Source organism: Bacillus sp. EKM420B (genome assembly GCF_011065565.1).
GTDB lineage: Bacteria > Bacillota > Bacilli > Bacillales > Bacillaceae > Bacillus > Bacillus velezensis.
In genome coordinates this window covers 144,320-168,739 of sequence record NZ_JAAMNX010000004.1, presented here as the reverse complement: position 1 = coordinate 168,739, position 24,420 = coordinate 144,320, and the positions used below count along the sequence as shown (strand labels likewise).

At 46.3% G+C, this 24,420-nt stretch carries 26 protein-coding genes and 1 pseudogene; 5 read left to right on the top strand and 22 right to left on the bottom strand.

Annotated elements, in window-relative coordinates:
• Window positions 1–19: 19 nt before the first annotated feature.
• From cotD to G9F48_RS13850, 5 genes and pseudogenes are all read right to left on the bottom strand, one after another.
• Complete coding sequence (gene cotD, locus G9F48_RS13870) at window positions 20–256, bottom strand: spore coat protein CotD (protein ID WP_003153539.1); 237 nt, start codon at window positions 254–256, stop codon at window positions 20–22.
• A gap of 83 nt (window positions 257–339) precedes the next feature.
• A pseudogene (locus tag G9F48_RS13865) lies at window positions 340–447 on the bottom strand (hypothetical protein); the annotation flags it as partial.
• Window positions 448–568: 121 nt separating this feature from the next.
• Window positions 569–1,807 (bottom strand): ribonuclease H-like domain-containing protein, encoded by a 1,239-nt coding sequence (locus tag G9F48_RS13860; protein ID WP_101562215.1) that lies wholly within the window; start codon window positions 1,805–1,807, stop codon window positions 569–571.
• 19 nt (window positions 1,808–1,826) lie between these two features.
• Complete coding sequence (locus tag G9F48_RS13855; RefSeq protein WP_165409637.1) at window positions 1,827–4,073, bottom strand: DEAD/DEAH box helicase; 2,247 nt, start codon at window positions 4,071–4,073, stop codon at window positions 1,827–1,829.
• Between the two features lie 98 nt (window positions 4,074–4,171).
• Window positions 4,172–4,678 (bottom strand): PTS sugar transporter subunit IIA, encoded by a 507-nt coding sequence (locus G9F48_RS13850; protein ID WP_012117833.1) that lies wholly within the window; start codon window positions 4,676–4,678, stop codon window positions 4,172–4,174.
• Window positions 4,679–4,816: 138 nt separating this feature from the next.
• Between G9F48_RS13850 and G9F48_RS13845 the strand changes: the two genes are divergently transcribed.
• Window positions 4,817–5,230 (top strand): Hsp20/alpha crystallin family protein, encoded by a 414-nt coding sequence (locus tag G9F48_RS13845; RefSeq protein ID WP_156734874.1) that lies wholly within the window; start codon window positions 4,817–4,819, stop codon window positions 5,228–5,230.
• Window positions 5,231–5,259: 29 nt separating this feature from the next.
• On the opposite strand, the gene G9F48_RS13840 is transcribed toward G9F48_RS13845, so the two are convergent.
• Complete coding sequence (locus G9F48_RS13840) at window positions 5,260–5,694, bottom strand: YppG family protein (protein WP_156734873.1); 435 nt, start codon at window positions 5,692–5,694, stop codon at window positions 5,260–5,262.
• A 186-nt stretch (window positions 5,695–5,880) separates the two neighbouring features.
• Between G9F48_RS13840 and G9F48_RS13835 the strand changes: the two genes are divergently transcribed.
• Window positions 5,881–6,063 (top strand): YppF family protein, encoded by a 183-nt coding sequence (locus tag G9F48_RS13835; protein WP_003153532.1) that lies wholly within the window; start codon window positions 5,881–5,883, stop codon window positions 6,061–6,063.
• 38 nt (window positions 6,064–6,101) lie between these two features.
• Here G9F48_RS13835 and G9F48_RS13830 read toward each other — a convergent pair whose 3' ends face one another.
• On the bottom strand, window positions 6,102–6,470 hold the full coding sequence (locus tag G9F48_RS13830) for a YppE family protein (RefSeq protein ID WP_003153529.1): 369 nt from the start codon (window positions 6,468–6,470) through the stop codon (window positions 6,102–6,104).
• 45 nt (window positions 6,471–6,515) lie between these two features.
• Window positions 6,516–6,761, bottom strand: coding sequence for a DUF5446 family protein (locus G9F48_RS13825; RefSeq protein WP_165409636.1), 246 nt, complete (start codon window positions 6,759–6,761; stop codon window positions 6,516–6,518).
• Between the two features lie 205 nt (window positions 6,762–6,966).
• Here G9F48_RS13825 and sspM point away from each other — a divergent pair, with 205 nt between their 5' ends.
• On the top strand, window positions 6,967–7,071 hold the full coding sequence (sspM, locus tag G9F48_RS13820) for an acid-soluble spore protein SspM (protein ID WP_003153525.1): 105 nt from the start codon (window positions 6,967–6,969) through the stop codon (window positions 7,069–7,071).
• A 43-nt stretch (window positions 7,072–7,114) separates the two neighbouring features.
• Here sspM and G9F48_RS13815 read toward each other — a convergent pair whose 3' ends face one another.
• Window positions 7,115–8,077: a DUF2515 domain-containing protein gene (locus tag G9F48_RS13815; protein WP_032861546.1), complete on the bottom strand. Its 963-nt coding sequence runs from the start codon at window positions 8,075–8,077 to the stop codon at window positions 7,115–7,117.
• Window positions 8,078–8,118: 41 nt separating this feature from the next.
• Here G9F48_RS13815 and recU point away from each other — a divergent pair, with 41 nt between their 5' ends.
• Window positions 8,119–8,727: a Holliday junction resolvase RecU gene (gene recU, locus G9F48_RS13810; protein ID WP_003153521.1), complete on the top strand. Its 609-nt coding sequence runs from the start codon at window positions 8,119–8,121 to the stop codon at window positions 8,725–8,727.
• Between the two features lie 38 nt (window positions 8,728–8,765).
• A complete protein-coding gene (locus G9F48_RS13805) occupies window positions 8,766–11,549 on the top strand; it encodes a PBP1A family penicillin-binding protein (RefSeq protein WP_165409635.1) in 2,784 nt (927 codons plus the stop codon).
• A 77-nt stretch (window positions 11,550–11,626) separates the two neighbouring features.
• Here G9F48_RS13805 and G9F48_RS13800 read toward each other — a convergent pair whose 3' ends face one another.
• From G9F48_RS13800 to G9F48_RS13740, 13 genes are all read right to left on the bottom strand, one after another.
• Window positions 11,627–12,118 (bottom strand): YpoC family protein, encoded by a 492-nt coding sequence (locus G9F48_RS13800; protein ID WP_165409634.1) that lies wholly within the window; start codon window positions 12,116–12,118, stop codon window positions 11,627–11,629.
• Window positions 12,115–12,774, bottom strand: coding sequence for an endonuclease III (gene nth / locus G9F48_RS13795; RefSeq protein ID WP_003153517.1), 660 nt, complete (start codon window positions 12,772–12,774; stop codon window positions 12,115–12,117). Before nth ends, G9F48_RS13800 begins: the two co-directional genes overlap by 4 nt.
• Window positions 12,775–12,792: 18 nt before the next feature.
• Entirely contained in the window at window positions 12,793–13,491 is a 699-nt protein-coding gene (gene dnaD / locus G9F48_RS13790; RefSeq protein ID WP_003153516.1) for a DNA replication protein DnaD, read from the bottom strand.
• 94 nt (window positions 13,492–13,585) lie between these two features.
• The gene (asnS, locus tag G9F48_RS13785; RefSeq protein ID WP_003153515.1) at window positions 13,586–14,878 is read right to left on the bottom strand and encodes an asparagine--tRNA ligase; all 1,293 of its coding nucleotides are present in this window, start codon (window positions 14,876–14,878) and stop codon (window positions 13,586–13,588) included.
• Window positions 14,879–15,012: 134 nt separating this feature from the next.
• Window positions 15,013–16,194, bottom strand: coding sequence for a pyridoxal phosphate-dependent aminotransferase (locus tag G9F48_RS13780; RefSeq protein ID WP_165409633.1), 1,182 nt, complete (start codon window positions 16,192–16,194; stop codon window positions 15,013–15,015).
• A 22-nt stretch (window positions 16,195–16,216) separates the two neighbouring features.
• Window positions 16,217–16,702: a cell wall elongation/penicillin-binding protein regulator TseB gene (gene tseB / locus G9F48_RS13775; protein ID WP_014305291.1), complete on the bottom strand. Its 486-nt coding sequence runs from the start codon at window positions 16,700–16,702 to the stop codon at window positions 16,217–16,219.
• 9 nt (window positions 16,703–16,711) lie between these two features.
• The gene (locus G9F48_RS13770; RefSeq protein ID WP_003153512.1) at window positions 16,712–16,882 is read right to left on the bottom strand and encodes a YpmA family protein; all 171 of its coding nucleotides are present in this window, start codon (window positions 16,880–16,882) and stop codon (window positions 16,712–16,714) included.
• A 147-nt stretch (window positions 16,883–17,029) separates the two neighbouring features.
• Complete coding sequence (gene dinG, locus G9F48_RS13765; protein ID WP_165409632.1) at window positions 17,030–19,816, bottom strand: ATP-dependent DNA helicase DinG; 2,787 nt, start codon at window positions 19,814–19,816, stop codon at window positions 17,030–17,032.
• 121 nt (window positions 19,817–19,937) lie between these two features.
• Window positions 19,938–20,321: an aspartate 1-decarboxylase gene (gene panD / locus G9F48_RS13760; RefSeq protein WP_003153510.1), complete on the bottom strand. Its 384-nt coding sequence runs from the start codon at window positions 20,319–20,321 to the stop codon at window positions 19,938–19,940.
• Window position 20,322: 1 nt separating this feature from the next.
• A complete protein-coding gene (gene panC / locus G9F48_RS13755) occupies window positions 20,323–21,183 on the bottom strand; it encodes a pantoate--beta-alanine ligase (RefSeq protein ID WP_003153508.1) in 861 nt (286 codons plus the stop codon).
• A 3-nt stretch (window positions 21,184–21,186) separates the two neighbouring features.
• Window positions 21,187–22,020: a 3-methyl-2-oxobutanoate hydroxymethyltransferase gene (panB, locus tag G9F48_RS13750; RefSeq protein WP_070082024.1), complete on the bottom strand. Its 834-nt coding sequence runs from the start codon at window positions 22,018–22,020 to the stop codon at window positions 21,187–21,189.
• A 244-nt stretch (window positions 22,021–22,264) separates the two neighbouring features.
• Window positions 22,265–23,242 (bottom strand): biotin--[acetyl-CoA-carboxylase] ligase, encoded by a 978-nt coding sequence (locus G9F48_RS13745; RefSeq protein WP_146277072.1) that lies wholly within the window; start codon window positions 23,240–23,242, stop codon window positions 22,265–22,267.
• Entirely contained in the window at window positions 23,227–24,417 is a 1,191-nt protein-coding gene (locus G9F48_RS13740; RefSeq protein ID WP_165409631.1) for a CCA tRNA nucleotidyltransferase, read from the bottom strand. The genes G9F48_RS13745 and G9F48_RS13740 overlap by 16 nt, the downstream gene beginning before the upstream one ends.
• Between the last annotated feature and the right edge of the window lie 3 nt (window positions 24,418–24,420).

The following is a 24,420-nucleotide window of genomic DNA, read 5'->3' as shown; positions in this document are numbered from 1 at the left end:
CTTGCTTAAGCGTTCAATACTAATGATCGCAGCAAGGGCTTCCGCACTGAAAATGCTGGTGAGTTGTCGGGTCAACATTTGAAAAAGTGTGCGGATAGTAATGAACGTGCTCAAAGTTGTGGTGATTTACGTTAGTTGTATGTTGCGGATGAATATGCGGCACAACCGTGTTAGAAAAGCAATGGTGTTCACAGCAATGAGTCGGATGGACAATCGGCGGCATCACGTTTGGTCTGCAACAATGATGATGAAACATGCTAAATCCCCTCTCCATTAACTTTTATTACACTGTTAGGTTATGAAGAAAAGAGGGTGCATGTTCTAATTCAATCACCCAATTTAAAAGTGCGTCAGCAAGCTGTCTTTAAAATTCGAAAATACAAACGCAATCAAAAAAACCACGACAAAGAACAAGTAAAAAACACCTTTATACATACCAACTCTCCCCTATAAATAACTAACGCTATTTTACAAGATGCGGCACCATTCTACAACAAAATCGATGCGGATTCAGAAAAAAATATTTTTGGCGAAACAGCTCGGCTTTTGCGCTTTCCCGGGCAATATTTTAAGAGGAATATTTCCTCTTGAGCCGGGCAATTCTTACATGGAGCTTCTCGGCTTCTTTTTCCGATATTTCCCCGTCTTCTGCCGCCTGCTGCGCGGCCTGCAGAGCTTTTTTGTAATCTTTTGCATGATGCTCAAAATAGATCGCCAGCTCAACCGCTGATTGGTGTCTGCATGTGTGAAGATCAGAGCCCGTCAGTTTCTCCCAAAGGGGCACGGCGTCTTGCCTGCGGTTTTGTTTTTTATAAAGCATCGCTAAGTCAAAAAGGGCCCGATCCGAATCTTCAAAGTCTTTGCCTTGCAGCGCTTCCAGCTGCGAAACGGCGCGATCGGTTTCTTTATGAGCGATAAACCATTTCGCCATGGCGTATGCTTCCTGACGTTCTGACGTCTGATCAGAAGATGCAAAAATCTTTTTTGACATATGGATGTAAAGAGCGATGAGGGAAAGCACATCTTGTTCATTATGCGAGAGCACTCCCTTTAAAAGAGCCGGGTCCTCCGCCTTTAAAAATTGAAAATACAGCATCGGCGCCAAATACCCAGGGGTGTCTTCGTCCCTTTTAAAAGCAAGCTCTTCATTTTCAACCGCCGAAAGCGATACACGCTCTAACTTATGTTTCCAAAGCCGTCTCGCCCCGTGCAGAAGATCAAAGTGCCCGAAGTCAGGAAGTTTCGGAAGCCTGTCCCGCAGCAATGTATGCCTGGTTTTTACCTGCGGCCAGTCAAAGGCTTTTCCGTTATACGTAACAAGGGACGTAATGTCAACCTCACTTAAAAAGCTTTTGTAAAGAGCCGTCTCGTTTCCCGGTTTAGGGAGCAGATGCTGTTTAACGGCGACACGGTCTTCATACACTCTTGCATGGCCGAGCAAAAAGATCATATTGCCGGCCCCGCCGCCGAGGCCGGTCGTTTCAGTATCAAAGAAGAACAGCTGGCTTTTTTCGTATCCTTCTGCTGATAAAGTATGTGTCAAACCGCCTTTATTCCATAATGCCATGACGTCATCAAGTTCACTGAAGCTGTACCGTCCGTGGCGGTGCGAAAGCGGATAGACGGTTTCGCGGATAAGACAGTATTCATCCTCAAAAAAGAAAGGCTTCACTCCGAATGCCTCCCATTCTTCTCTAAACGGGACTTGAATATCCGGGACCGAAAGTTGTGAAGCTGCCGGCTTTTTTTCAGCTTCCGGCACATTCAGGTGGTTTTTCATCCGCTTTAATTTATTTTTCAAGGACATCTTTCGTCCCCCTTTTCTTTTACACGTAATTCAAGAGCTTGAGTATCGCTTTCTTTGCATCTATTCCTTCTATTTCGGAGCCGATGCAGGAAGGACATCCGTCTTGACATGGACATTGTCTGATCAGGCGCTCAGCCCCTTCATTGATTTCATCAAATCGCTTATATACTTCATCGGCAAGTCCGATTCCGCCCGGATAATGATCATACAGAAAGATTGTCGGAAGTCCCGTATGTGCGGCTTTGATTTGCGGCACGACATGCACGTCATTTCGGTCGCACATGACGTATACAGGCACGATATGCTGCAGGACGTGGGCAATGCCTAAAAGCAGCTGTTCAAGTGTTTTTTCGCCGATCTCCGAATCCGTTTCTTTTAATTCAAGCCAGGCTGCACTGGTATGCAGTTCTTCTTCAGGAAGATGAATCGGTCCTGATCCTATATTTTCAAATGTCGTCATTTTAATTTTTTTAAATATTGTCGGAAGTGCGTTCACGGTGACGTCGCCGAAATGTAAGGCCGTTTTCTTTCTGCTGTCCGTTCTGTCAATGTCCAGCACTTTCAGCTGCACCGCTAAATTGGCATCTGTATAATATTCGACATCAACCTTTCGCACGTACGCTTTTTTATGATCCCAATCAAGCTTTTCAACCTGATACTGCACCCCTTCATGAAGATAAATCGCTTCATCATGAAGAAGCGTCATCGCGCTGAAGCGGTCCATTTCTCCGATGATTTTTACATCAGCCGTCTCTGAGCGGTCAACGATGACCACGTTTTCGTGTGACGCCGAACGGAGACTGATGTTGGAGGCGGGAAAAGATTCGCTCGCCCAGTGATAGCGTTCGCGGTTTTCGTGAAGCACCCCTTCTTCCTCTAAATACTCGAGAATGTCTCTCGCATCATTTTCTCCGAATGTTTCATCGGCTCTGAAAGGCAGCTCATACGCGGCGCATTTCAGGTGATCGACTAATATAATGAGATTATCAGGATTAATCCTTGCAGATTCAGGCGAGCGTTTAAAGAAATAATCAGGATGGCGGACAATATATTGGTCAATCGGATCAGAGTTCGCCACCATCACAATAAGCGCCTCTCCCTGCCGCCGTCCGGCCCGGCCCGCCTGCTGCCATGCGCTCGCGACACTGCCCGGGTACCCCGTCATCACGCAGACCTGAAGCTGGCCGATATCAACGCCGAGCTCCAGCGCGTTTGTGCTGACAACGCCGAGAATGCTGCCGTCTCTTAACCCCCGCTCTATTTCTCTTCTTTCTTTCGGAAGATATCCGCCGCGATAGCCTCTGACAGACTTCGCGCCGATTTCTTTTTTTACGATCTCCTGAATGTGGCTTAAAATAATTTCAACCCGGACACGGCTTCTGGCAAAAACAATCGTCTGGATCTTATTTTTTAAAAAAGTTTTGGCAAGTTCGTTCACTTCCGCGGTGGCGCTTTTTCGAATATGCAGCGGTTTATTTACAATCGGCGGATTGTAAAAAGCAAAGTGCTTTCTTCCTGCCGGGGCACCGTTGTCGTCAATCAGGCGCACGGATTTCCCCGTCAGCTGCTCCGCCAACTCCCTCGGATTGGCGATTGTGGCGGATGTGCAGATAAATGACGGCGTGCTTCCGTAAAAAGCGCAGATTCTCATTAAACGGCGGATGACGTTCGCCACATGGCTGCCGAATACGCCGCGGTACGTATGTAATTCATCAATAACGATATATTTCAGGTTTTCAAACAGACTCACCCATTTTGTATGGTGGGGAAGAATGGCTGAATGAAGCATATCGGGATTTGTGATCACAATATGCCCTGCCTTTCTGACTTTCTGCCTGATGGCCGGAGACGTATCGCCGTCATAGGTGAAGCTTTTAATGTCCATACCCGTCTCGTCTATGATTTCATTCAGCTCGCTTTTTTGATCCTGCGCGAGCGCCTTTGTCGGAAATAAATAAAGCGCGCGGCTTGAGGCATCTTCCGCGATAGACTGAAGAACCGGAAGATTATAGCAAAGTGTTTTTCCGGAGGCCGTCGGTGTGACGGCGACAATGCTTTCTCCGTTTTGAACCGTCTGAAAAGCGGAGTATTGATGTGTAAAAAGCCGCTCGATCCCCCTCTTTTCGAGAGCAGCCCGAATGTTCGGATCTACTTGCTCCGGCATCGGCATGGTTTTCGCCTCCCGCGGTTCCTCTTCATGCCAATGCACGATATTTTCATGATTTTTTAATTCCTGAATCAGTTCGCTCAGTGATTTTTTCTTCATCGTTCACACCTCTTTATGAGGTACAGTTTACCGAATATTTGTTTGCCTGGCTAGATGAAAATCCTGCACAAGAAAAAAAGCAGGGAATCAGCCCCTGCCTACTTCATTTTTATCGTAAATAGCTCTGTTTGTCCTTTTTTCGCTTCATTTGCGCCTGCAAATTGCAAAGGTTCTGCGGCATCGCCATTCATAATCACCATAGGGATGACGGTGCTGCTTGCTTTTTCTTTTATTAAATCCAGCCGGCACGTTAAAAGCAGATCGCCTGTTTTCACTTTGTCTCCTTCTTTTACATGCGCTTCAAAGCCTTCGCCGTTCATATTGACGGTATCCAAACCGACATGTATCAAAAGTTCCGCTCCGGAAAGGGTGCGGATGCCGACAGCATGTTTTGTATGGAACAGCTGAATCACTTCTCCCTCAACCGGTGAAACAATGTCTCCGTTTGCAGGCTCGACGGCGATCCCGTCCCCCATCATTTTTTGTGAAAATACGGGATCCGGCACTGAAGCCAAATCCATCACTGCTCCGTCAGCCGGAGAAAAAATCACTTCCTCGGCCGGCTTTTTCCGGCTGTCTCCCAATCCGAATAATTTTTTCAGCAATGTGTTGTGCTCCCCTTCCTAAATGTGAATCCGTTACCAGTTTATTCTCCACTATTTAACCATACTTTCTTTTTTCCTTCAATTCTTAACCATACGGCATAACATCGCATAGTCTGTTTGTAAAAAGGCGGTGGTCATATGGATCAATCACAAAACGATAAACTTGATCCGCAAAGAAATGAGAACATCATCAGCCATGCGATGGACCAATTTTTTCACTCAGGTCCCTTCGCAGAATTGATGCAGGGTTTTCAGCACCTTGTCAATTCGGCTTTTACTGAAGCGCAAGTGACGATTGACGTCAGAGAAGAGCCGACGGGTCTCGCGGTTGATATCGGCGTTCCCGAGACGTTCCGTGACGGGGATATGCTGGTGGAAACGAAAGGGTGCTACCTTCACGTTACAATCCGCTACGATCATAAACAGGCTCATTCATCCCATGTGTCTTCAAGCATGACAAGAACCGTAGTCCTCCCGTATAAGGTAAGTGAAGAAGATATGGAAACATCCTGGAATGAACAGACGCTTACCCTCTTTTTCCCTAAAAAATAAGCATGAATGATAAATATCATTCATGCTTTTTATTTAAAGATACTGGTGAAGCCTTTCACCAGCGATCCGACCTGATTTACGGCGCTTACCATCTGCCCCGTTGTATCTATCATTTTATTAAAGTCAAACTGTCCGTTCGTTTTTTTAAACTGGGAGAGTATGCCTGAGAATTGAGAAGACTGCTGCTGATTCGGTCTGGGAACGGGGTAAGGATTCACAAACTCCGGCTGGCCCCCGGGCATGCCTGCCTGAGGAGGAGCGGGAGCATACGGCGGCTGCATATGACCGTATTCCTGATTCGGATAAAATTGCTGCGGGTACTGCCCTTGCTGATGATATGGCGGCTGCTGCAATGGCTGTATCTGCTGCGGATACGGCGGCTGTAATGGCTGTATCTGCTGCGGGTAGAAATATCCCGCCGGCTGCTGGTACATATTTTGATATGGCTGCGCTCTCCATTGCATATGACATTCCCCCTTGTCTCTCACTAAGTTTCTACTATATATGTATGAATTCCGCCTTGGTTATGTGCTTTCGGTGATTCTGATCTTTGTCAAATGCTGTCGAAAGTCTTAATTTTTTAAAAACAGAAAAAAGTCGAATCGTTATGTTAACATAATCTCAACATACATGAGAGGGGATGCACCATTATGAACGTATCATACTTAAGAAAGCGTTTTGCTGAAGTGAAAAAATATGAAACAGATTGTGCAGATAAACTGATGGACTTTGCAAAATTTCTCTATATTCAAGGCCATCTCACCGCAACCGAATTTCGAAACAGTATGAAGGTTCTCGAAGCAAGTGGAGCAGAAAACCCGGCGTATGAATAACATACCCGACCCCTTTATATAAAAGAAGGCAGCCGTTTTCAGCTGCCTTCTTTTTCAATTTCATCCCTTAATATACGAAGCGTATATAAAACAGATTCAGTTAAATCCCTGTATCTTTTTTTATGAATATGATGAACATATGATTGGAGCATCAGCTCCCCGAAATTTTCTGTAACGGCCTGAATTTGTGCGTGATGAACGTATTTCGGACGGTTTTCCTGAATAAACGCAAGCGCTGCTTCTGTCCAAAGCGCGCAAAGCCGGTCTCTTTTTTCAACATCGGGTTTAATCGTCTCAAAAAAATCATATGAACGGCCTGACTCTTTTCCATCCTGATACCTTTTTTCGGCTTCCAGAACCGCCTCTATCATTTGTTCTGTCAGCTCCAATAACGACTGTGTCTGCAAACGGACTCACCTCAGTACATATGGTACCAAAGTTTTTGCACAAAATCAGCTTATCCGGCAGGCTCTCGGCAAATCCTTTTTACGCCGGTCAGTCAAAAACAGGTCATCAATACAAACATGAAGCTCCCGCGCCTCTTCCTCAAGACGGGAAAGTTTCTCCTGTCTGATTTCTTCAGCTTCCGCCTTACAGGATCTGACTGCTTGGGTAAGCGTTTTTTCAGCAGCAGAAATCCGGATTTCAATATCAGAAAGCAGACGGAGAATATCAGCCTTGCTCGTGTAAACAGACATTCATGTTCCTCCCTTTTATCACTTGCGTCTCTTTCAAATATAATTCTCGTTTTCATACCGCTCTCCTCTGCACATGACAAAACTAGAAGCAGTTCGGCAAACAAACAGAGATTATCCTAAAAGGCGTGCCTTTCGACAAAAAAGTGCCGCAAACTTTGTATGAACCGGCACGTTAATGCAAACGATACAGTTGAGGAGGTGCCGTATGAAAACGAGACCGAAAAATGCAGGTAAACAGCAAAAAACCGAAGCAAAAACAACTGATACGCTTGATAAAAAATTAGGCGGCCCAAACCGCCCTTCCACGTAACACACCAGCAGCCCGAAACCCCATCGAACGGTTTCGGGCTTTTTCATTTCTTCAGCCACTCTTTAACCGCGAAGAGCGCATGGAGCTCCCGTCTTTTCTGGAAGTACCAGTCCGTCAGTTCAAGCTGTTTCGGCATTTTCTCCTGTAAGAAAGCCCCTTTTCTTAACCTTTTTTGAAACCAATCCGCCCTTTCGCCGTCTAATGAGTGGGCAACAATGGGATAGGTTGTCCTCAGCATGGGTGATGTTCTTTTTTTGATGCCGATCATTTTCTCCATATCAAAGCGTGAACCGGTATGAGGAACGGTATCAAGAAAACGGTAAAAAGAAGCGTGAAGATCAGGGCTGAACAGAAGGCGGGCCAGCTGTTTTCCGAGCGTAATTCTCTCTTCGGTTTTTGAAAACCGTTTGACGGAAATTCCGTATAAATGTCCGTCAAATGAAGGGAATATCACCGTATTAAAGTGAAACCAATCACTTAAATAAAAAGGAATCGTGCCAAAAACATTCTTTTTAAACGAAGGATTTTGTATAATAGGTGCTTGGATAGTGTTTTGTTCATTTATAATAAGAGCATACATGAGCCGTTCCGTATCTCCGTCACGCCAAAAGCGGAACCATTCTTCCTGCATAAAAGCCGAGACGCGGAAATGAGGAAGATGACGGAAAAGAGGTTCGCCGATTTGTTTTGACCACTGGTAGACCAGAAGCTGAGGATAGGCATCAGAAAAAATCAGCCAATTCGCCCTTTCATACGAAAGGAAAAACCAGTTTTTCTGACTGCTGTCAAGGCCCTCCTGATAAAGGACGCCTCTTAAATCAGTCATCGACCAGCCCGCATTGCGGGACACAAAGGATGCCAAAAGCGGCCACTTGATCTCAGGATGGCGGTCATAATATGCTTTATAGGCATTCGTCCGGGAAATATTATCGGCATTTTTTATTTTCGTCTCTTTTTCGATCAGGCGAAGAATGGCGGTTACGGTCTGTCGTTTATGCACGTTCATTCACTTCCGTCACTATTAGTTTGATAAGGAGGATGGAAAAAGTGATTCGGTACCCGAATGGAAAAACTTTTCAGCCGAACAAAACGGTTTCATCCCAAAACAGCCAGAAACGGTCTCATTCATACAGTAATCGCGGCATGACCCTCGAAGACGACCTGAATGAAACGAATAAGTATTATCTGGCTAACCAAATTGCTGTCATTCACAAAAAGCCGACACCCGTCCAGATTGTAAACGTCCACTATCCGAAAAGAAGCGCCGCAGTCATTAAGGAAGCTTATTTTAAACAGTCTTCAACAACTGACTACAACGGCATTTATAAAGGACGCTACATTGATTTCGAGGCAAAAGAAACAAAAAACAAAACGGCATTTCCCCTGCAGAATTTTCATGATCATCAGATTGAGCATATGAAGCAGGTGGTCAGGCAAGACGGCATTTGTTTTGTTATTATATCCGCTTTCGGAAAGGTTTATTTCCTCGAAGCCGACAAGCTGTTTGTCTTTTGGGAGAGAAAGGAGAAGAACGGCAGAAAATCAATTCGCAAAGACGAATTAGAAGATGCTTCCTTTCCGATTTCCCTTGGATACTCACCGAGAATTGATTATATTAGTATTATTGAACAGCTTTATTTTTCGCAGGAACAGTAGACTGAGCGAAAGGTTGATAAACGAAAGGTTGAGATGTTATGTCAGATCAATTTACGAGCCGTGAAGAACGCCGTAAGGCAAGGCAGACGAAAAGCACTAAGCCCTCTTCACCGAAAAAAGGCAAGAAACAGCGTAAAGGCGGTTTATTCAAAAAGATTGTGCTGTCCTTGGTTATTCTGTTTGTCCTTGGCATAGTCGGCGGAGCCGCGGCATTTGCCGTTTTGGTTTCCGGCGCGCCGTCTTTGGATGAAGCCAAGCTGAAAACGCCTTACTCTTCAACGATTTACGATAAAAACGGAAAAGAAATCGCGGAAGTGGGCGGTGAAAAACGAACCTACGTCCCGATTAAGGATATACCCGATGTTGTGAAAGAAGCATTTATCGCAACTGAAGACGCCCGTTTTTATAAGCACCACGGTATAGACCCGATTCGGATCGGAGGCGCTTTGGTCGCCAACTTTACGGATGGGTTCGGTTCAGAGGGAGGAAGCACAATCACCCAGCAGGTTGTGAAAAACTCGCTTTTAACCCATCAGAAAACGATTAAACGGAAAGCACAGGAAGTGTGGCTTTCCCTGCAGCTGGAGCGCCATTATTCTAAAGATGAAATCTTAGAAATGTATTTAAACAGAATTTATTTCTCACCGCGCGCCTACGGCGTCGGAAAAGCGGCTGAAGAATTCTTCGGCGTAAAAGACTTGAGCAAGCTTACGGTTGAACAGGCGGCGACGCTTGCCGGAATGCCGCAAAGCCCGACCGGATATAACCCGGTTAAAAACCCGAAGGCTTCCGAAAAACGCCGAAACATCGTTCTCAGCTTAATGGAAAAACAAGGATTCATTTCAAATTCTGAATACCAAAAAGCGAAGAAAGTGTCCATGAAAGATGAAGGCGTCGTCAGCCAAAAGGAATACGATAAAAAGGACACAAATAAATACAGCGCTTTTGTCGAAGAAGTTATGAAAGAAATTGAGACAAAAGAAAAGAAAGACGTCAATATTTCAACTGACGGACTGAAAATTTACACGACTCTTGATACGAAAGCACAAGATTATCTTGATCAATTGATGAACGGAGACACGGCCGGCTTTACCGAAGGCATGCAGGGCGGCGTTACCCTCCTTGATACGACAAACGGAGAAATCCGCGCCATCGGACCGGGACGGAATAGAACTGCAGGCGGGTTTAACTACGCGACAGATACTCAACGCCAGCCAGGTTCGACGATTAAACCGATTCTTGATTACGGGCCTGTCATTGAAAATAAAAAATGGTCGACGTATGAGCAGATTGACGATTCGGCTTACACGTACTCTGACGGCACTCCGATACATGATTGGGACAATAAATACAGAAATATGATATCAATGCGAGAAGCCCTCGCGGATTCACGTAATATTCCTGCTTTAAAAGCATACCAAGCAGCAGGGAAAGATAATGCCGTCGACTTCGCAAATGACTTAGGATTGGGATTAAACAAGGATAGTGTAACGGAATCTTATTCGATCGGCGGTTTTGGAGCTGATAATCCGGGGGTTTCCCCTATGACAATGGCAGGCGCCTACAGCGCTTTCGGAAATAACGGTACGTACAATGAACCGCACGCGGTCACATCGATTGAATTTAATGACGGCACTAAGCTTGATTTAACACCGAAACCGAAAAGTGCTATGAGCGACTACACAGCGTTTATGATTACAGATATGCTCAAATCAGCGGTTCAAACAGGAACAGGTAAGCTGGCTCAGGTGCCGAACGTAGAAGTTGCCGGTAAAACGGGTACGACAAACTTTACTAAAGGTGATATTCAAAAATATAACATTGCTCCAGGCGGAGTTCCGGACTCCTGGTTTGTCGGATACACCCCTCAATATACAGCGGCGGTTTGGACTGGTGTAGAATCTGGCAACAAAGCAGGCAAGAAATCACTGTCCTCTGCAGACCAGCAAGTCGCAAAACGGATTTTCCAAAAGCTGATCTCATACGTTGATGACGGTAAAGGAAGCTTCAAGCAGCCTGACAGCGTCGTAAAAGAAACAGTTGAGAAAGGCTCGAATCCTGCCGCTTTAGCCGGACCGAATACGCCGGATGATAAAAAAGTGACGGAGTACTTCGTGAAAGGAACGCAGCCAACTGCCGTTTCTAAAACGTACACGAAAGAAAAAGCCGATAAACCGACAGGATTGCAAGTGAAATACGACAAAGATAAAAAATCATTAACCTTAAGCTGGAATTATGACGGTGATGCAACATTCAATGTCAAACAATCCGTTGACGGCGGAAGCTACAGTGACATTCAAAACAGTTCGGCAAAAGAAGCCGTCGTCTCAGATGTCACGCCAGGCTCCACATACAGCTTCCAGGTGACAGCGGAAAATGATGACGGAAAAAGCGATACGGCATCAGCATCTTTCAAAGTCCCGAAAGATGAAGAAGACGATGCGGATAAAGATAAAGCGACTGACGATGAACAGAAGACTGATGAAGATAAAGATAAGGACAAGACGCAAACCGATGATTCAAACAAAGATGACGATCAGACAGATACGTCTGACGGATCAGATCAAACACCAACTGATGACCCGGATAAAAATCAGGATCAATCCGATAAGGATCAAACAGATAACAACAATCAGAATCAGCCCGGCAACGGGACCGATAACAACGGACAGCAAGATAACGGCTCTGATAATGATTCCGATTCCGGTTCAGACGGCTCAAATAAACCTGACAGCGGTCAAACGGACAAAAACCAAGACTCATCTTCAAATATCAACGGGCAGTCCAATTCGTCAACCATCCAGTCAAATCCCGCTCATTAGCGGACGAAATCCTTCACCTCAAACAGGTGAAGGATTTTTTTCATACAAAAAAACCTCCTTATAAGAAAAGGAGGTTTTTAACATTTGTTCATGGCTTCATATTTATGATATTGTTTCTTCATCTCCGTCATCAATTCATCCAGCTGAATAAACGAGTGAAATTGAGTCGGTTTTGTTAAAATAAACGCCATTCGCTCCGCCCAATTGATCGGTTCGGCGGGAAAATGCTTTGTTTCAAGCACAGTCCAGTCGAGTGATGTGACCCGCTCCCCTGCCGTCCAATGAAAAGCGGCAATCAGACAGGCTATTCCCTTCAGCATGTCATTTTGATCACATCTCGATTTTCTTGTTTGAAAAACGGGAAGCAGCGTTTCTTTCGTTTCATTCCAAATCTGAAACAGAAACGGGACATATTCGCCCCTTTCCCTCCATGGCTGCACTGTTGGCTGACCGCTGAAATCCATATACAGCGGATGGCGGCGCAGCGCCGCTTTGATCTCGAAGCTTTCCAAGTCCGTAAGGCGGCGCAGGTATGTTTCATAGCCTGCCAGAATGTCAATCGCCGTCACCGTTTCACCAGCCCTTTTTTGTCACGCTTCTGCCCTTCTCTGCATAGCGGAAGCAAAGGACATTCCGCACAGCGGGGAGATTGCGCTTTACAGTGATACCGGCCGAAAAATATTAATCTGTGATGCGTAACAGACCAATCCTCTTTCGGCACTTTTTTCATTAATGTTTTCTCTACTTCCAAAACAGAGTCCTTCCAGCGGCAGATGCCGAGCCGTTTAGAGACCCGTTCCACATGAGTGTCTACTGCGATCGCAGGTACGCCGAAAGCAACAGACACGACCACATTTGCCGTTTTCCGTCCGACACCCGGCAGCTTCACAAGCTCATCCCGGTCTTTCGGCACTTCTCCGCCGTACTCTTCGATGATCATTTTGCTCAGCTTTTGAATATTTTTGGCTTTATTACGGTACAGACCGATTGATTTAATATCCTGCTGGAGTTCTTCCAGCGATACGGCAAGATAATCTTCGGGCCGTTTATATTTTTGAAATAGCGTTTTTGTCACTCTGTTGACGAGAGCGTCCGTACATTGCGCGGATAATGCGACTGCCACAACCAATTCGAAAGGATTTGAATGGACAAGTTCACATTCTGCGTGCGGAAACATATCGCCGATTTTTTCAAGACAATATTCAATCTGCTTTAAATTTAACACGTTTCTCCCCTTCTCATGTTATTGTTCCAGCCAATTGTAAAAAGGCACCTGCCTCGTATACTCTTTTTGCGGATCATTCTGTTTCGTTTGAACACGCCGGAATTTTTGGCTGTGCGCCTTCGCCTGCTCAACCGTTTTGAAGCCGTTCTTTTTCCATTCAAATAAAATCCGGTCAATATAGCGAAAACTGAGTTTCCCCGATAAAACGGCTTCTTTTAAGGCGTGTTTAATCAGAATCGCATCATGCTGATCCTGATCCTGCCATATGGCCAGCGTCTCGCATTCAAGCGGCGACAGCGGTCTTCCGAACTCTTCTTCAAAGATGGTATACAGGCTTTTTTGTTCTCTTTCTGACGTTCTTTCCTGCGTTTCATTTTGAGAATGCTGCATGTAATCATACAGCTTCGCCCATAACGGCTGCAGAGAATATTTTTCAAACTTTATGCCGTTATGGTCTTCACATTCTTCAATAAACAGAAAACCTTTTTGAATAAACATTCTCAGGCAGCTTGTACATTCTTCAGCAGAGATGGACATGCCTGATTGAAGTTCAAACGGCGTCGGAAAATAAGAGCCCTTTTCCAAATGCATTTTAATCTTCAAAAGCAGGATCAATTCGGTTTCATTCAGCCCGAGCTGCCGGTAATGTGTCAGCAGCAGGTTGGGAATGCTTGAAATGCCGAGTTCCTGCATATCTATAAATTGCTGTTTTTTCATCCTTACACCTCTTACTGTAAAAGGTTATCTCCGGGAGCTTTCCCCTTTACTTAGAAAAAGTCTCCCTTGCAGGAGACTTCGTTTTTCATAACTATTACGGATACAGACGGTTCAGAAGTCTCGGGAACGGAATCGTTTCACGCACGTGAGGCGCTCCGCTGATCCAAGCCACTGTCCGCTCAAGTCCGAGGCCGAAGCCGGAGTGCGGAACAGAACCGTATTGTCTGAGTTCAGCATACCATTTGTAAGCATCTGAATCCAGACCGTGTTCTTTTAATCTTTCTTCCAATAAATCCATATCATGAACGCGTTCTGAACCGCCGATGATTTCGCCGTAGCCTTCCGGAGCGATTAAGTCGGCACATAACACGACATCGTCACGATCTTTGGCAGGCTGCATATAGAACGGTTTTAATGACGTCGGGTAATGAGTGATAAACACCGGTTTGTCATAGCTTTCTGCGATCGCTGTTTCATGCGGCGCACCGAAGTCATCTCCCCACTCAATATCGTCAAAGCCTTTTTCTTTCAGGAATTCGATCGCTTTATCGTACGTAATGCGCGGGAATGGCGCTTTGATTTGTTCAAGCTTCGATGTGTCTCTTCCTAATGTGTTCAGCTCGATCTTACAATGTTCCAGCACACTTTGTACGATGTATGCAACATAATTCTCCTGAACTTCAAGGTTTTCTTCAAATTCAACAAATGCCATTTCAGGCTCAATCATCCAGAATTCGATGAGATGGCGTTTCGTTTTCGATTTTTCCGCTCTGAACGTCGGTCCGAAAGAGAATACTTTTCCGAGCGCCATTGCAGCTGCTTCCATATACAGCTGGCCACTTTGAGACAAGAAGGCGTCTTCATCAAAATATTTCGTCGCGAACAGCTCAGTCGTGCCTTCGGGAGCGCTTCCCGTCAAAATCGGCGGATCAACTTTCACGAAGCCTTCTTTGTTGAAAAATTCATAAGTCGCACGGATGATTTCGTTGCGGATTTTCATAATTGCATGCTGGCGTTTCGAACGGAGCCATAAATGTCTGTGATCCATTAAGAATTCCGTACCGTGTTCTTTAGGCGTAATCGGATAATCAGTCGCTTCGTGAATGACTTCAATGGATGTAACAGCAAGCTCATAGCCAAGCGGTGAACGCTCGTCCTCTTTCACAATTCCTTTTACATAAAGTGACGTTTCCTGCGTCACTGATTTCGCAATTTGGAAGATGTCTTCTTCTACTTCAGCTTTGACGACAACTCCCTGAATGAAGCCGGTACCGTCTCTCAGCTGTAAAAATGCGATTTTACCGCTTGAGCGTTTATTAGCGACCCAAGCTCCAATCGTTACTTCCTCGCCTGTGTGTTTATACACTTGGTTGATTGTTGTTTTCAAACTCTTTCCCTCCAGAACAAGAAAGACATTCAGGAATCTGCCTGAATCTCTTTTTTCATCACTTTATTATACCCGTTCTACTCTAACGGGGTCAATGCAAGTGAAAAGCGGCTTTAAAAGCCGCTTTTTCAGAATCAGCTGTGTTTTTCCGTAAAGCGGCGGATTCTCTTGACCGCTTCTTCTAAAAGATCGAGTGACGTTGCGTAAGATAAGCGGACGTTGTCCGGTGAACCGAAACCCGAGCCCGGCACGATGGCGACTTTTTCTTCTTCCAGAAGCGCCTTGACGTATTCATCGACATCTTTGAATCCGCAGTTTTCTGCGGCCGCTTTGGCGTTAGGGAACAAGTAAAACGCTCCTTCAGGTTTGACACAGGTGAATCCGGGAATCTCACTGATCTGAGCGTAAATGGTATTCAGTCTGTGCTCAAATGCCTGTCTCATCTCTTCCAGCGGCTCAGCCGGCCCGTTATAGGCCGCAATGGCGCCGTATTGAGCGATGGACGTCGGATTTGATGTGCTGTGGCTTGCAAGGCTCGTCATCGCTTTAATAATCGTCTCCGAACCCGCTGCATAGCCGATCCTCCAGCCCGTCATGCTGTGAGATTTCGAAACGCCGTTAATGATGATCGTCTGCTCTTTCAATTCACTTGAAAGCTGTGCGATTGAGACGTGTTTTTTTCCTCCGTATGTAAGCTTCTCATAAATCTCGTCAGAAACGATCAGAATGCCATGCTCCAGACACACTTTTCCGAGTTCCGCAAGCTCTTCTTTCGTATACATAACACCTGTCGGGTTGCTCGGTGAATTGATAATGAGCGCTTTTGTTTTCTCGGTGATAGCCTGCTTCAGCTGCTCCGGTGAAATTTTAAACTGATTGGATTCCAGCCCTTCTGCATAGACGGGACGCCCCCCTGCCAGTTTCACCTGCTCAGGATAGCTGACCCAGTAAGGAGTCGGTATAATCACTTCATCCCCTTCATCGAGAATGACCTGAAATAATGTATACAGAGCGTGTTTCGCTCCGGTGCAGACAATGATTTCTGACGGCTTATATTCAATCCCCTGATCGTTTTTGAATTTTTTTGCGATACTGTCTTTCAAGGCCGGCAGACCGCCTGAAGGCGTATATTTTGTGTGGCCTTCATTCATGGAACGCACCGCGGCATCTATAATGTGCTGAGGCGTATTAAAATCCGGTTCTCCTGCTCCGAGGCCGATGACATCATGGCCTTCTGCTTTCAGCTCTTTCGCTTTTGCAGTAATTGCAAGTGTTGCAGACGGTGTTAATGCGGATACTCTTTTTGCCAATTTCAACTTGAACTCCCCCTAATACGTCTCACGGTGTGATGTTTTTGAGAATCTTGCCGCTTGTAAAGTCCACATAGCTAAAGCTATACTGCCCGCTTTTGTTGATATAGGTCACTTCCCATAACGGAACATTGTTTTCTCTCGCCGGGTGAACACCATTCAGCTTGGAAACAAGCCCTTCGTCCCGAACAATCTTGGCAGCCTTGCCGCTTGAAATGCCGTCACTGGCTTTTTTTGAGAGAATTTTTGCTTTTTTGTCGGCCGGAACCCATACATACATATCTTTTCCATGTTTATCCGTTCCGGTAACAACATAATATTTCTGTTTGCCGACAAAGGTCTCCACTTTCTCAGCATCTGTCAGATTCGTTTTTTCTTTAGCGGCTGCGGCAGCTGTTTCGTGGCCTTCTTCTTTTTGAGCCATTGCAGATTTAAAAATGCTGGCCGAAAATAAAAGAACTGCTAAAAAAATAATACCAAATACGGCTGTAAATATTAATGCTTTTTTTCTCATCTTTTTCACCTATGTGCGATAAATGGTGAAGACCGCTTCATTTTGATTTTCTTCGTCGAGCGCAAGGCCGAACATCAGGTTGTCCCGTTTCAAAGTCCGGTTTAATGTATCGACGATTTTATATAAATCATCTGAATGCTCCACATTAATCGTTGACAGAATTTCAATTTTGCTTTCCATTTTTATACCCTCCATCGGTCGAACAAATTTTGTTAGTCATAACGGGATGCGCCCGCGGCATAATAAAATCACAAGGCGGCATGAACCCGCTTTTACTATAAAAACAATTCCTCATCCCACACCACGAAAGCCGCGTTTATGCGGCTTTTATTCCGTTTGGCTGACATAAGCCCCGAGTTCGGCATCCGTCAGCTCCAAAAGGGATGAAGTCGGGAGCGCTTCAAGAAACAGCCGTCCGTATCCCGCCGTCTTTACACGCTGATCTAAAAGAACGATCGTTCCCTTGTCTCCCGCCGTACGGAGCAGGCGCCCGATCCCCTGTCTGAACGTTAACACGGCCTCAGGCAGGGAAATCGTCTGAAACGGATTTTTCCCCTGCTTCTTGGCAAATTCGCATTTTGCGGCGTGAAGCGGATTATCAGGCGCCCTGAAAGGAAGTCTTGCGATCATGACGGTTGACAATTCATCCCCCGGAAAATCAACGCCTTCCCAGAAATGATTCGTCCCGAGCAAAATCGCCCGGCTTGCCGTTTTAAAGGTTTTCATTAATTTACCGGGACTCCCGCCTGAAATACCTTGGGCGAGAAGCTGAATGCCTGAGATCTCCATACTGAGTTTCAGTTCCTGATACACTTTTTTCAGCATATCATGAGAGGTAAACAGGACAAGGATCTTCGGCTGTTTTCCCTTTGACATGATTTCTGCATACTTGGCAATATGCTCAATGACTTCCCGCTCCCCGTCATATTTAACGGATTTCATCTCTTTCGGAATGATGACGTTCATCTGATCATCGTAAGAAAAAGGAGACGGGATGCTTTTGGTGCGCGGATAAAAATCCGAAAGTCCGAGCCTTTCAATCATAAATTGAAAAGACTGCTCCACCATTAAGGTCGCTGATGTGAGCACAACGCTTTTTTTGCGGGCGAAAAACTGGTCTGCCAGCATTTCACCGGGCTCCAAAGGCTGCGCATAGATGCTGACGGCATTTTTTGCGCCCTTCGCATCAATTTCAACCCAAACGGCTTCTTTCTCATCATTTTCAAACAGCAGCCTGCTGAACGTATCGCGATATTCTTTCAGCCCCCTGATACACTTTACATATTCGCCCGCTAAAAAAGCCGCTCCGCTTTTCATCTGATCAAGCTTTTGATGTAACAGTTTCTCCTGTACGGAAAACATGTCAAGCAGCTGATCCAGCATCGCACAAAGCCGCTCCGCTCCGTCCGTTATCATGTGAAACCCTTTATCCTGGCTTTTATGATTGAGACTATAGACGAGACGGTTCAGATCGTCTTTAGGTTTTCTTCGTTTGACAAAAGAATGCACTGAACTGAAAAATGCGTCGCTTTCCGATTGAATATGCTTCATCCACTCATCGGCGTCAAAAAAACTTTCCGCCGGCAGTTCATACGTATAAAACAGTTTTCTCATCCGCTTTAACAGTCCGTGTTCCTTTAAGGTCCCGATTCGGCTGAGCTTTGTGTGCAGACCGATGTATGAAGCTCTCTTCCCCAGGTGCTCGCTGGCGGCGCGTTCGAAATGATGCGCTTCATCAATGATGACCGTTCCGCTTGCAGGCAGTTTTTTCGTTTCACTGCTTTGATCTGAAAACAGCAAAGCATGGTTTGTGATAATCAGATCTGCGGCCTGCGCTTTTTCTTTAGCCCGTTCATAAAACCCGGCAGCCGAGTCCTTCCCTTTTTTCATAAAAGAATTCTCATCGTAAGCCATGCGCTCCCACAGCAATCTGCCGCCTGATGGAAGATTCAGCTCAGCGGCGTCGCCCGTTTCAGTCTCCGTCAGCCAGACGAGAAGCTGCGCTTTCGTCAAAACGGCATCATAGTTGTCATCTTCCTCATGCAGAATATGTTCAAACTTCGGCAGGCACAGATAATGTGATCTCCCTTTTAAAATAGCGGCTTTGACCGGCCAAGGAAACATACGCTCCAAAAGCGGAAGATCTTTAGACATGATCTGCTGCTGCAAAAGAGTAGAGTACGTGCTGATAATGACGGGAGTTTGTTCCGCTTTGGCAAATAAAACAGCCGGAACGAGATAACCGATCGTTTTTCCGATGCCGGGCGCCGCTTCAATCAGCGCATGCTCCCGATTGCGGAAGGCGCCAAGCACTTCATCCATCATCGAAAGCTGTCCTTTCCGCTTTTCATAGCGGGGGATGATGCCGGACAAGATCTGTTCTTTTTCTTCGTTCCACTTTTCAAGGTCAATGGCCGCATTCACCGGACGGGAAACCGGAATTTGATCGGGCTCTTTAATTGAAAAAGAGGCGTATGGAATGCAGCTCTTTTCTTCCGCCGGCCTGCTTTCATGTATAAAGGAATCCAAAAGCAGCGTCAAATCGCTGATAAAATGCTGTGAAAGCCTTCTAAGCTGCTTTAACGTCGGTAAAGGCAAATGTTTCAGTTTATGTAAAATGTCTAAAAAGACCAGTCCCGTAACCTCCGCATCGCTGTCTGCGCGGTGAGGGCGGTCATGAACAATATTCAGCTCCGCGCACAACTCACCGAGCTTATATCCTTCAAACCCCGGGAAAACAATACGCGAAAGCTCAACCGTATCAAGCACTTCACAATCCGGCAGCTCATAGCCCGCTTCGCTCAGTTCATGCCGGACAAATCCGAGGTCGAAATGAATATTGTGGGCAACAAAATACGCGCCGTCAAGCAGATGAAAAATCTCCTCTGCGACCGCTTCAAACGGCAGTTCATTTTCAACCATTCCGGACGAAATTCCGGTCAGCTGTTCAATAAACGGCGGGATGGCCTGCTTCGGATTGATATATTTTGAAAACCGCTCAGTTATTTGTCCATTTTCAATGACAACCGCTGCGATTTGAATGATTTTATCGCCCTTTTTCGGCGAATTTCCTGTTGTTTCGACATCTATGACAACGAACCGTTGTTTGTTCATTAAAATGGACACCTCAATTCTTGCATACGAGAAAAGTGTAACACGTTTTGTTGAGAAATGGAGCGGAAAAACAGCTTTTGCCCCTAAATCTTAAAAGAAAACCCCCATGAAGGGGGCTCTTTTACAAAATCGTGTGTGCCGGTTCCTGACCCAGCATCTGCTCGATTTTATTCTGATCATCCAGAACGGCCACCTTCGGCTGATGGCTTTTTGCTTCCTGATCAGACATCATTTGATAAGAAATAATAATGACTTTATCTCCTTCTTGGACGAGACGGGCGGCAGCTCCGTTTAAACAGATGACGCCGCTCCCCCGCTTACCGGGAATAATATACGTTTCAAGTCTCGCCCCGTTATTATTATTCACAATCTGAACTTTTTCATTAGCGAGCATTCCGACGGCATCTAAAAGATCTTCATCAATCGTTATGCTGCCGACATAGTTTAAATTGGCTTCCGTCACGGTAGCGCGGTGCAGTTTTCCGGCCATCATAGTGCGGTACATATTATGATCTCTCCCATTCATCAATATCAATAATGATATTATCAATCAGTCTTGCTTTAGAAAATTGGACGGCGCAGGCCAGAATGACCTTGCCGTTTAATGTTTTAAGCGGAGTCAGCTCCGGATAAGCGTACAGTTCGGCATAATCAATGACGCCGCTTGTGTTTTCGATGATATCGGTGACAGTTTTTATAACGGTTTCCGGATTTCTTTCACCGTCTCTGACCAGTTCAGCACCTTGCTGCAATGCTTTATAGATCATCGGCGCTTCTTTGCGTTCCTGCTCAGTCAGATAGACGTTGCGAGAGCTTTTGGCAAGTCCGTCTTCTTCTCTGACCGTGTCCACTGCAACCAATTCGATATCCATAAAGAAATCCTCAATCAATCCGTCCACAACCGCTGCCTGCTGGGCATCTTTCAGGCCGAAGTAGGCGCGGGTCGGTTTAACGAGATTGAAAAACTTCGTCAGCACAGTGGCCACTCCGTCAAAATGGCCGACGCGGGAGGCGCCGCACAACACGTCAGTTCTCCTTTTCACTTGCACGGCAACATTTTGCTCGCCTTTATACATGTCACTTGGAGACGGCGTAAACAAAACATCTGCTCCCGCCTGTTCTGCAAGCCGGGCATCGCGCTTTAAATCTCGCGGATATGCTTCGTAATCCTCGCCCGGTCCGAATTGAGTCGGATTGACAAAGATGCTCATCACGACAATATCGTTTTCTTTGTTTGCTTTTTCAACCAGCGTCAGGTGTCCTTCATGAAGAAAACCCATTGTCGGGACGAATCCGATCGTCCGGCCTTCTGAGCGGTATTGTGCAATTAATTCTTTCAGCTGTTGAGTTTCTGTCAGTTGTTTCATCGCTTACTTTCCTCCGTACAAGCCTTGCAGCACAGTTTGGTTTATCTGAAAGGAATGCTTTTCTTCCGGGAAAACCCGTTCTTTCACATCACGGACATAATCGCTGAGAGCCGACTCAATCGTGCCGTCGATTTTGGCGTATTGCTTCACGAACTTCGGTGTTCTGTCCACGCCGTGGCCGACGACGTCATGATAGACAAGGACTTGGCCGTCCGCTTTTGAACCGGCTCCGATTCCGATGACGGGAATGGATACTTCTTCTATTATTTTAGCAGTCAGTTCAGCAGGCACACATTCAAGCACGAGCATCATCGCTCCCGCCTGCTCGCATTTGATGCTGTCTTCAATGAGCTTTTTCGCGCTTTGCTCATCTTTTCCCTGCACTTTATATCCGCCTAATACGCCGACAGACTGCGGTGTGAGGCCTAAATGGCTGACGACGGGAATTCCGCCGAGAGTCAGCGCGCGGATGGATTCGAAAACGCCGTCTCCGCCTTCCAGCTTTAACGCGTCCGCGCCGCTTTCCTGAATAATAGCCGCGGCGTTTTTCAATGTATCCTCTTTTGAAAGGTGGTAAGACATAAACGGCATGTCAGTTACGATAAACGTATTTTTCGCACCGCGTTTTACCGCTTTTGTATGGTGAATCATGTCACTGACCGTTACGCCGACGGTTGAATCGAGTCCGAGCACGACCATTCCGAGCGAATCCCCGACTAAAATCATGTCGACTCCCGCCTGTTCCGCAAGCTTTGCCTGCGGATAATCGTAAGCGGTCAGCATCACGATCGGCTCTCCGTTTTCCTTCATTTTCATGAAATCCAGTTTTGTTTTCATTCTGTTTCTCCTCCTCTAAACGGTGAGGAGATGAGCCGCCAATTCTTCGCAAGCAAAAAAGCCTTCTGTAAAATAAGAAGGATTCCCACTTGTTTAACGTTCGGCGAATGTCATCCCTCTGTCCCAGTCCTTTTTTGGATCAAGGCAGACTTTTCGTAATCTCTGTTCTGCTGATCAGGTGCAGTTCATTATGATACTGCCCATAGGAAGTATACCAAATTCACGAGGCTTGTACCAACTAAGATTAATTGAGCTCAATATCGGCAGAATAGATCTTCTTTATACCGTCTCTCGTTTCCAAAAGAAGAACTCCCTCATCATCAATGCCGAGCGCTTTCCCGTAAAACGTTCCTTGCAGCGTTCTCGCTCTGAGCTCGTTCCCCAGTCCGACCGCATAGCTTTCCCATAGCAGCTTGATCGGTGTAAAGCCGTGGTTCAAGTAATCCTGATAGCGTTTTTCAAAAGTCAGCAGAATCTCTTGTATCAGACCCGCTCTGTCAATTTTTTCGCCGGCTTCCATGCTCAGGCTCGTCGCAATGTCCTGAAGCTCGCCGGGAAAATCGATTTCCTGCTGGTTCACGTTGATGCCGATCCCGAGAATAACCGAACGGACACGGTCTTCTTCCGCCTGCAGCTCAGTTAAAATCCCGACGGCTTTTTTGCCGTGAACCATTAAATCATTCGGCCATTTAATGGCGGCCTGTACGCCTGTAAAAGCCTCGATGGCCTGTACGACCGCAACGGCGGATAACAGGGTGAGCTGCGGCGTTTTTTGCAAAGGAACGTCGGGTCTCAGAATGAGGCTCATCCAAATCCCGTTTCCCTCCTGTGAATGCCATACTCTGGCCATTCTTCCTCTGCCTGCCGTTTGTTTATCGGCGACTACGAGGGTCCCTTCCGGCGCGCCGTCATTGGCAAGTTCATGAGCGGTTTTTTGGGTGGACGGCAGGACGTCCCGGTAATGAAGCTGTTTGCCCAAAACTTCTGTTTTCAGTCCGAAACGGATTTCGGATTCACTGAGTTTCCCCGGTTTTTTAATGAGCCTGTACCCTTTTCGTCTGACCGCCTCAACCTCATACCCCTCTTTGCGGAGCTCCTCTATATGTTTCCAAACGGCGGTTCTCGAGCAGCCGAGCGCGTCACTTATTTTCTGCCCGGAGATAAAGCCGTCACCCGCCTCAGAAAATAAATCAATTAATCGGGTTCTTAATGTTGATCCCATGATGCGAGCCACTCCTTTATGTCATGTTTTCGGTTAGGGAGCTTCCCTGCCAATACCGCTTCTTCAATCCGGCGAAGTTCTTCGGCCACCCATTTACCCGCGCGGCGGTTTCTGAGCTCCATCAGATCAGCGCCTGAAATGTCGAGGTCTCGAAGGCTTTTGATCGGCAGCTGCTCATACAGGCTCTGAACTTCTTTCAGCTTTTGTTCATCAATCGTCTTATGCTGTTTCAGCATCCCGATTTTAACGGCTGAAAACAGCGCCTCTCCTGCCCGATACATCGCTTCTGCTTCCAGTTGCGCCGGATAAACGCTTATGATCTGCACCGCTTTTTTTATGACTTTTCCCGGCAGTTTCCATTGTTTTAAAAACGCCTCGGCGCTTTTCGGACAAAGACCAAGAAACAATAACAGCGCTGCCCAGCGTTCTTCGCGTGCATCTAAAGAAGAAAACGGAAAGCCGCTTGCTTCAAGCATTTGCTGCTCATAACCGGAAAGGCCGGGCAGCTCTTGTATCAGACCTGTCTGCACCATCGTTTGAATCGCTTCTTGTGAGAAAGCGCCCTGCATCAGCTTTTCAAACTCGACGGTCTTTCGTTCTACTGATACATGTGCCATAAGCCCCCTGTCTTTTATGACGGCCTCTCTTGTATCTTTTTCTAACAGAAAGCCGAGCTGACTCATAAAGCGAACGGCTCTCATCATCCGCAGAGCGTCTTCCCGAAAACGGTCTTCAGGGTTACCCACCGTACGGATCAGCTTTTGTCCGATATCATGTGCGCCTCCGAAATAATCAAGCAGCTCTCCTTCGGCAGACATCGCCATCGCATTAATCGTTAAGTCTCTCCGCTTTAAGTCTTCTGATAAAGAAGTAATGAACCGCACAGCTTCAGGGCGCCGGTAGTCCTTATATTCTGATTCGGCACGAAAAGTGGTGACTTCATAGGTTTCATCTTCCCACAGGACGATGACGGTGCCGTGCTCTTTTCCTACATCGACAGTCCGCTTAAAGAGGCGCTCCACCTCATTCGGCGAAGCGCTGGTTGCGATGTCCACATCACCTATTTTTCGTTTCATATAGCTGTCTCTGACGGCTCCCCCGACAAAGTACGCCTGATGGCCCGCCTTCATCAGATGATGAAGGATGGGGAGGGCTTTGACAAATTCCTGTTCCATAAG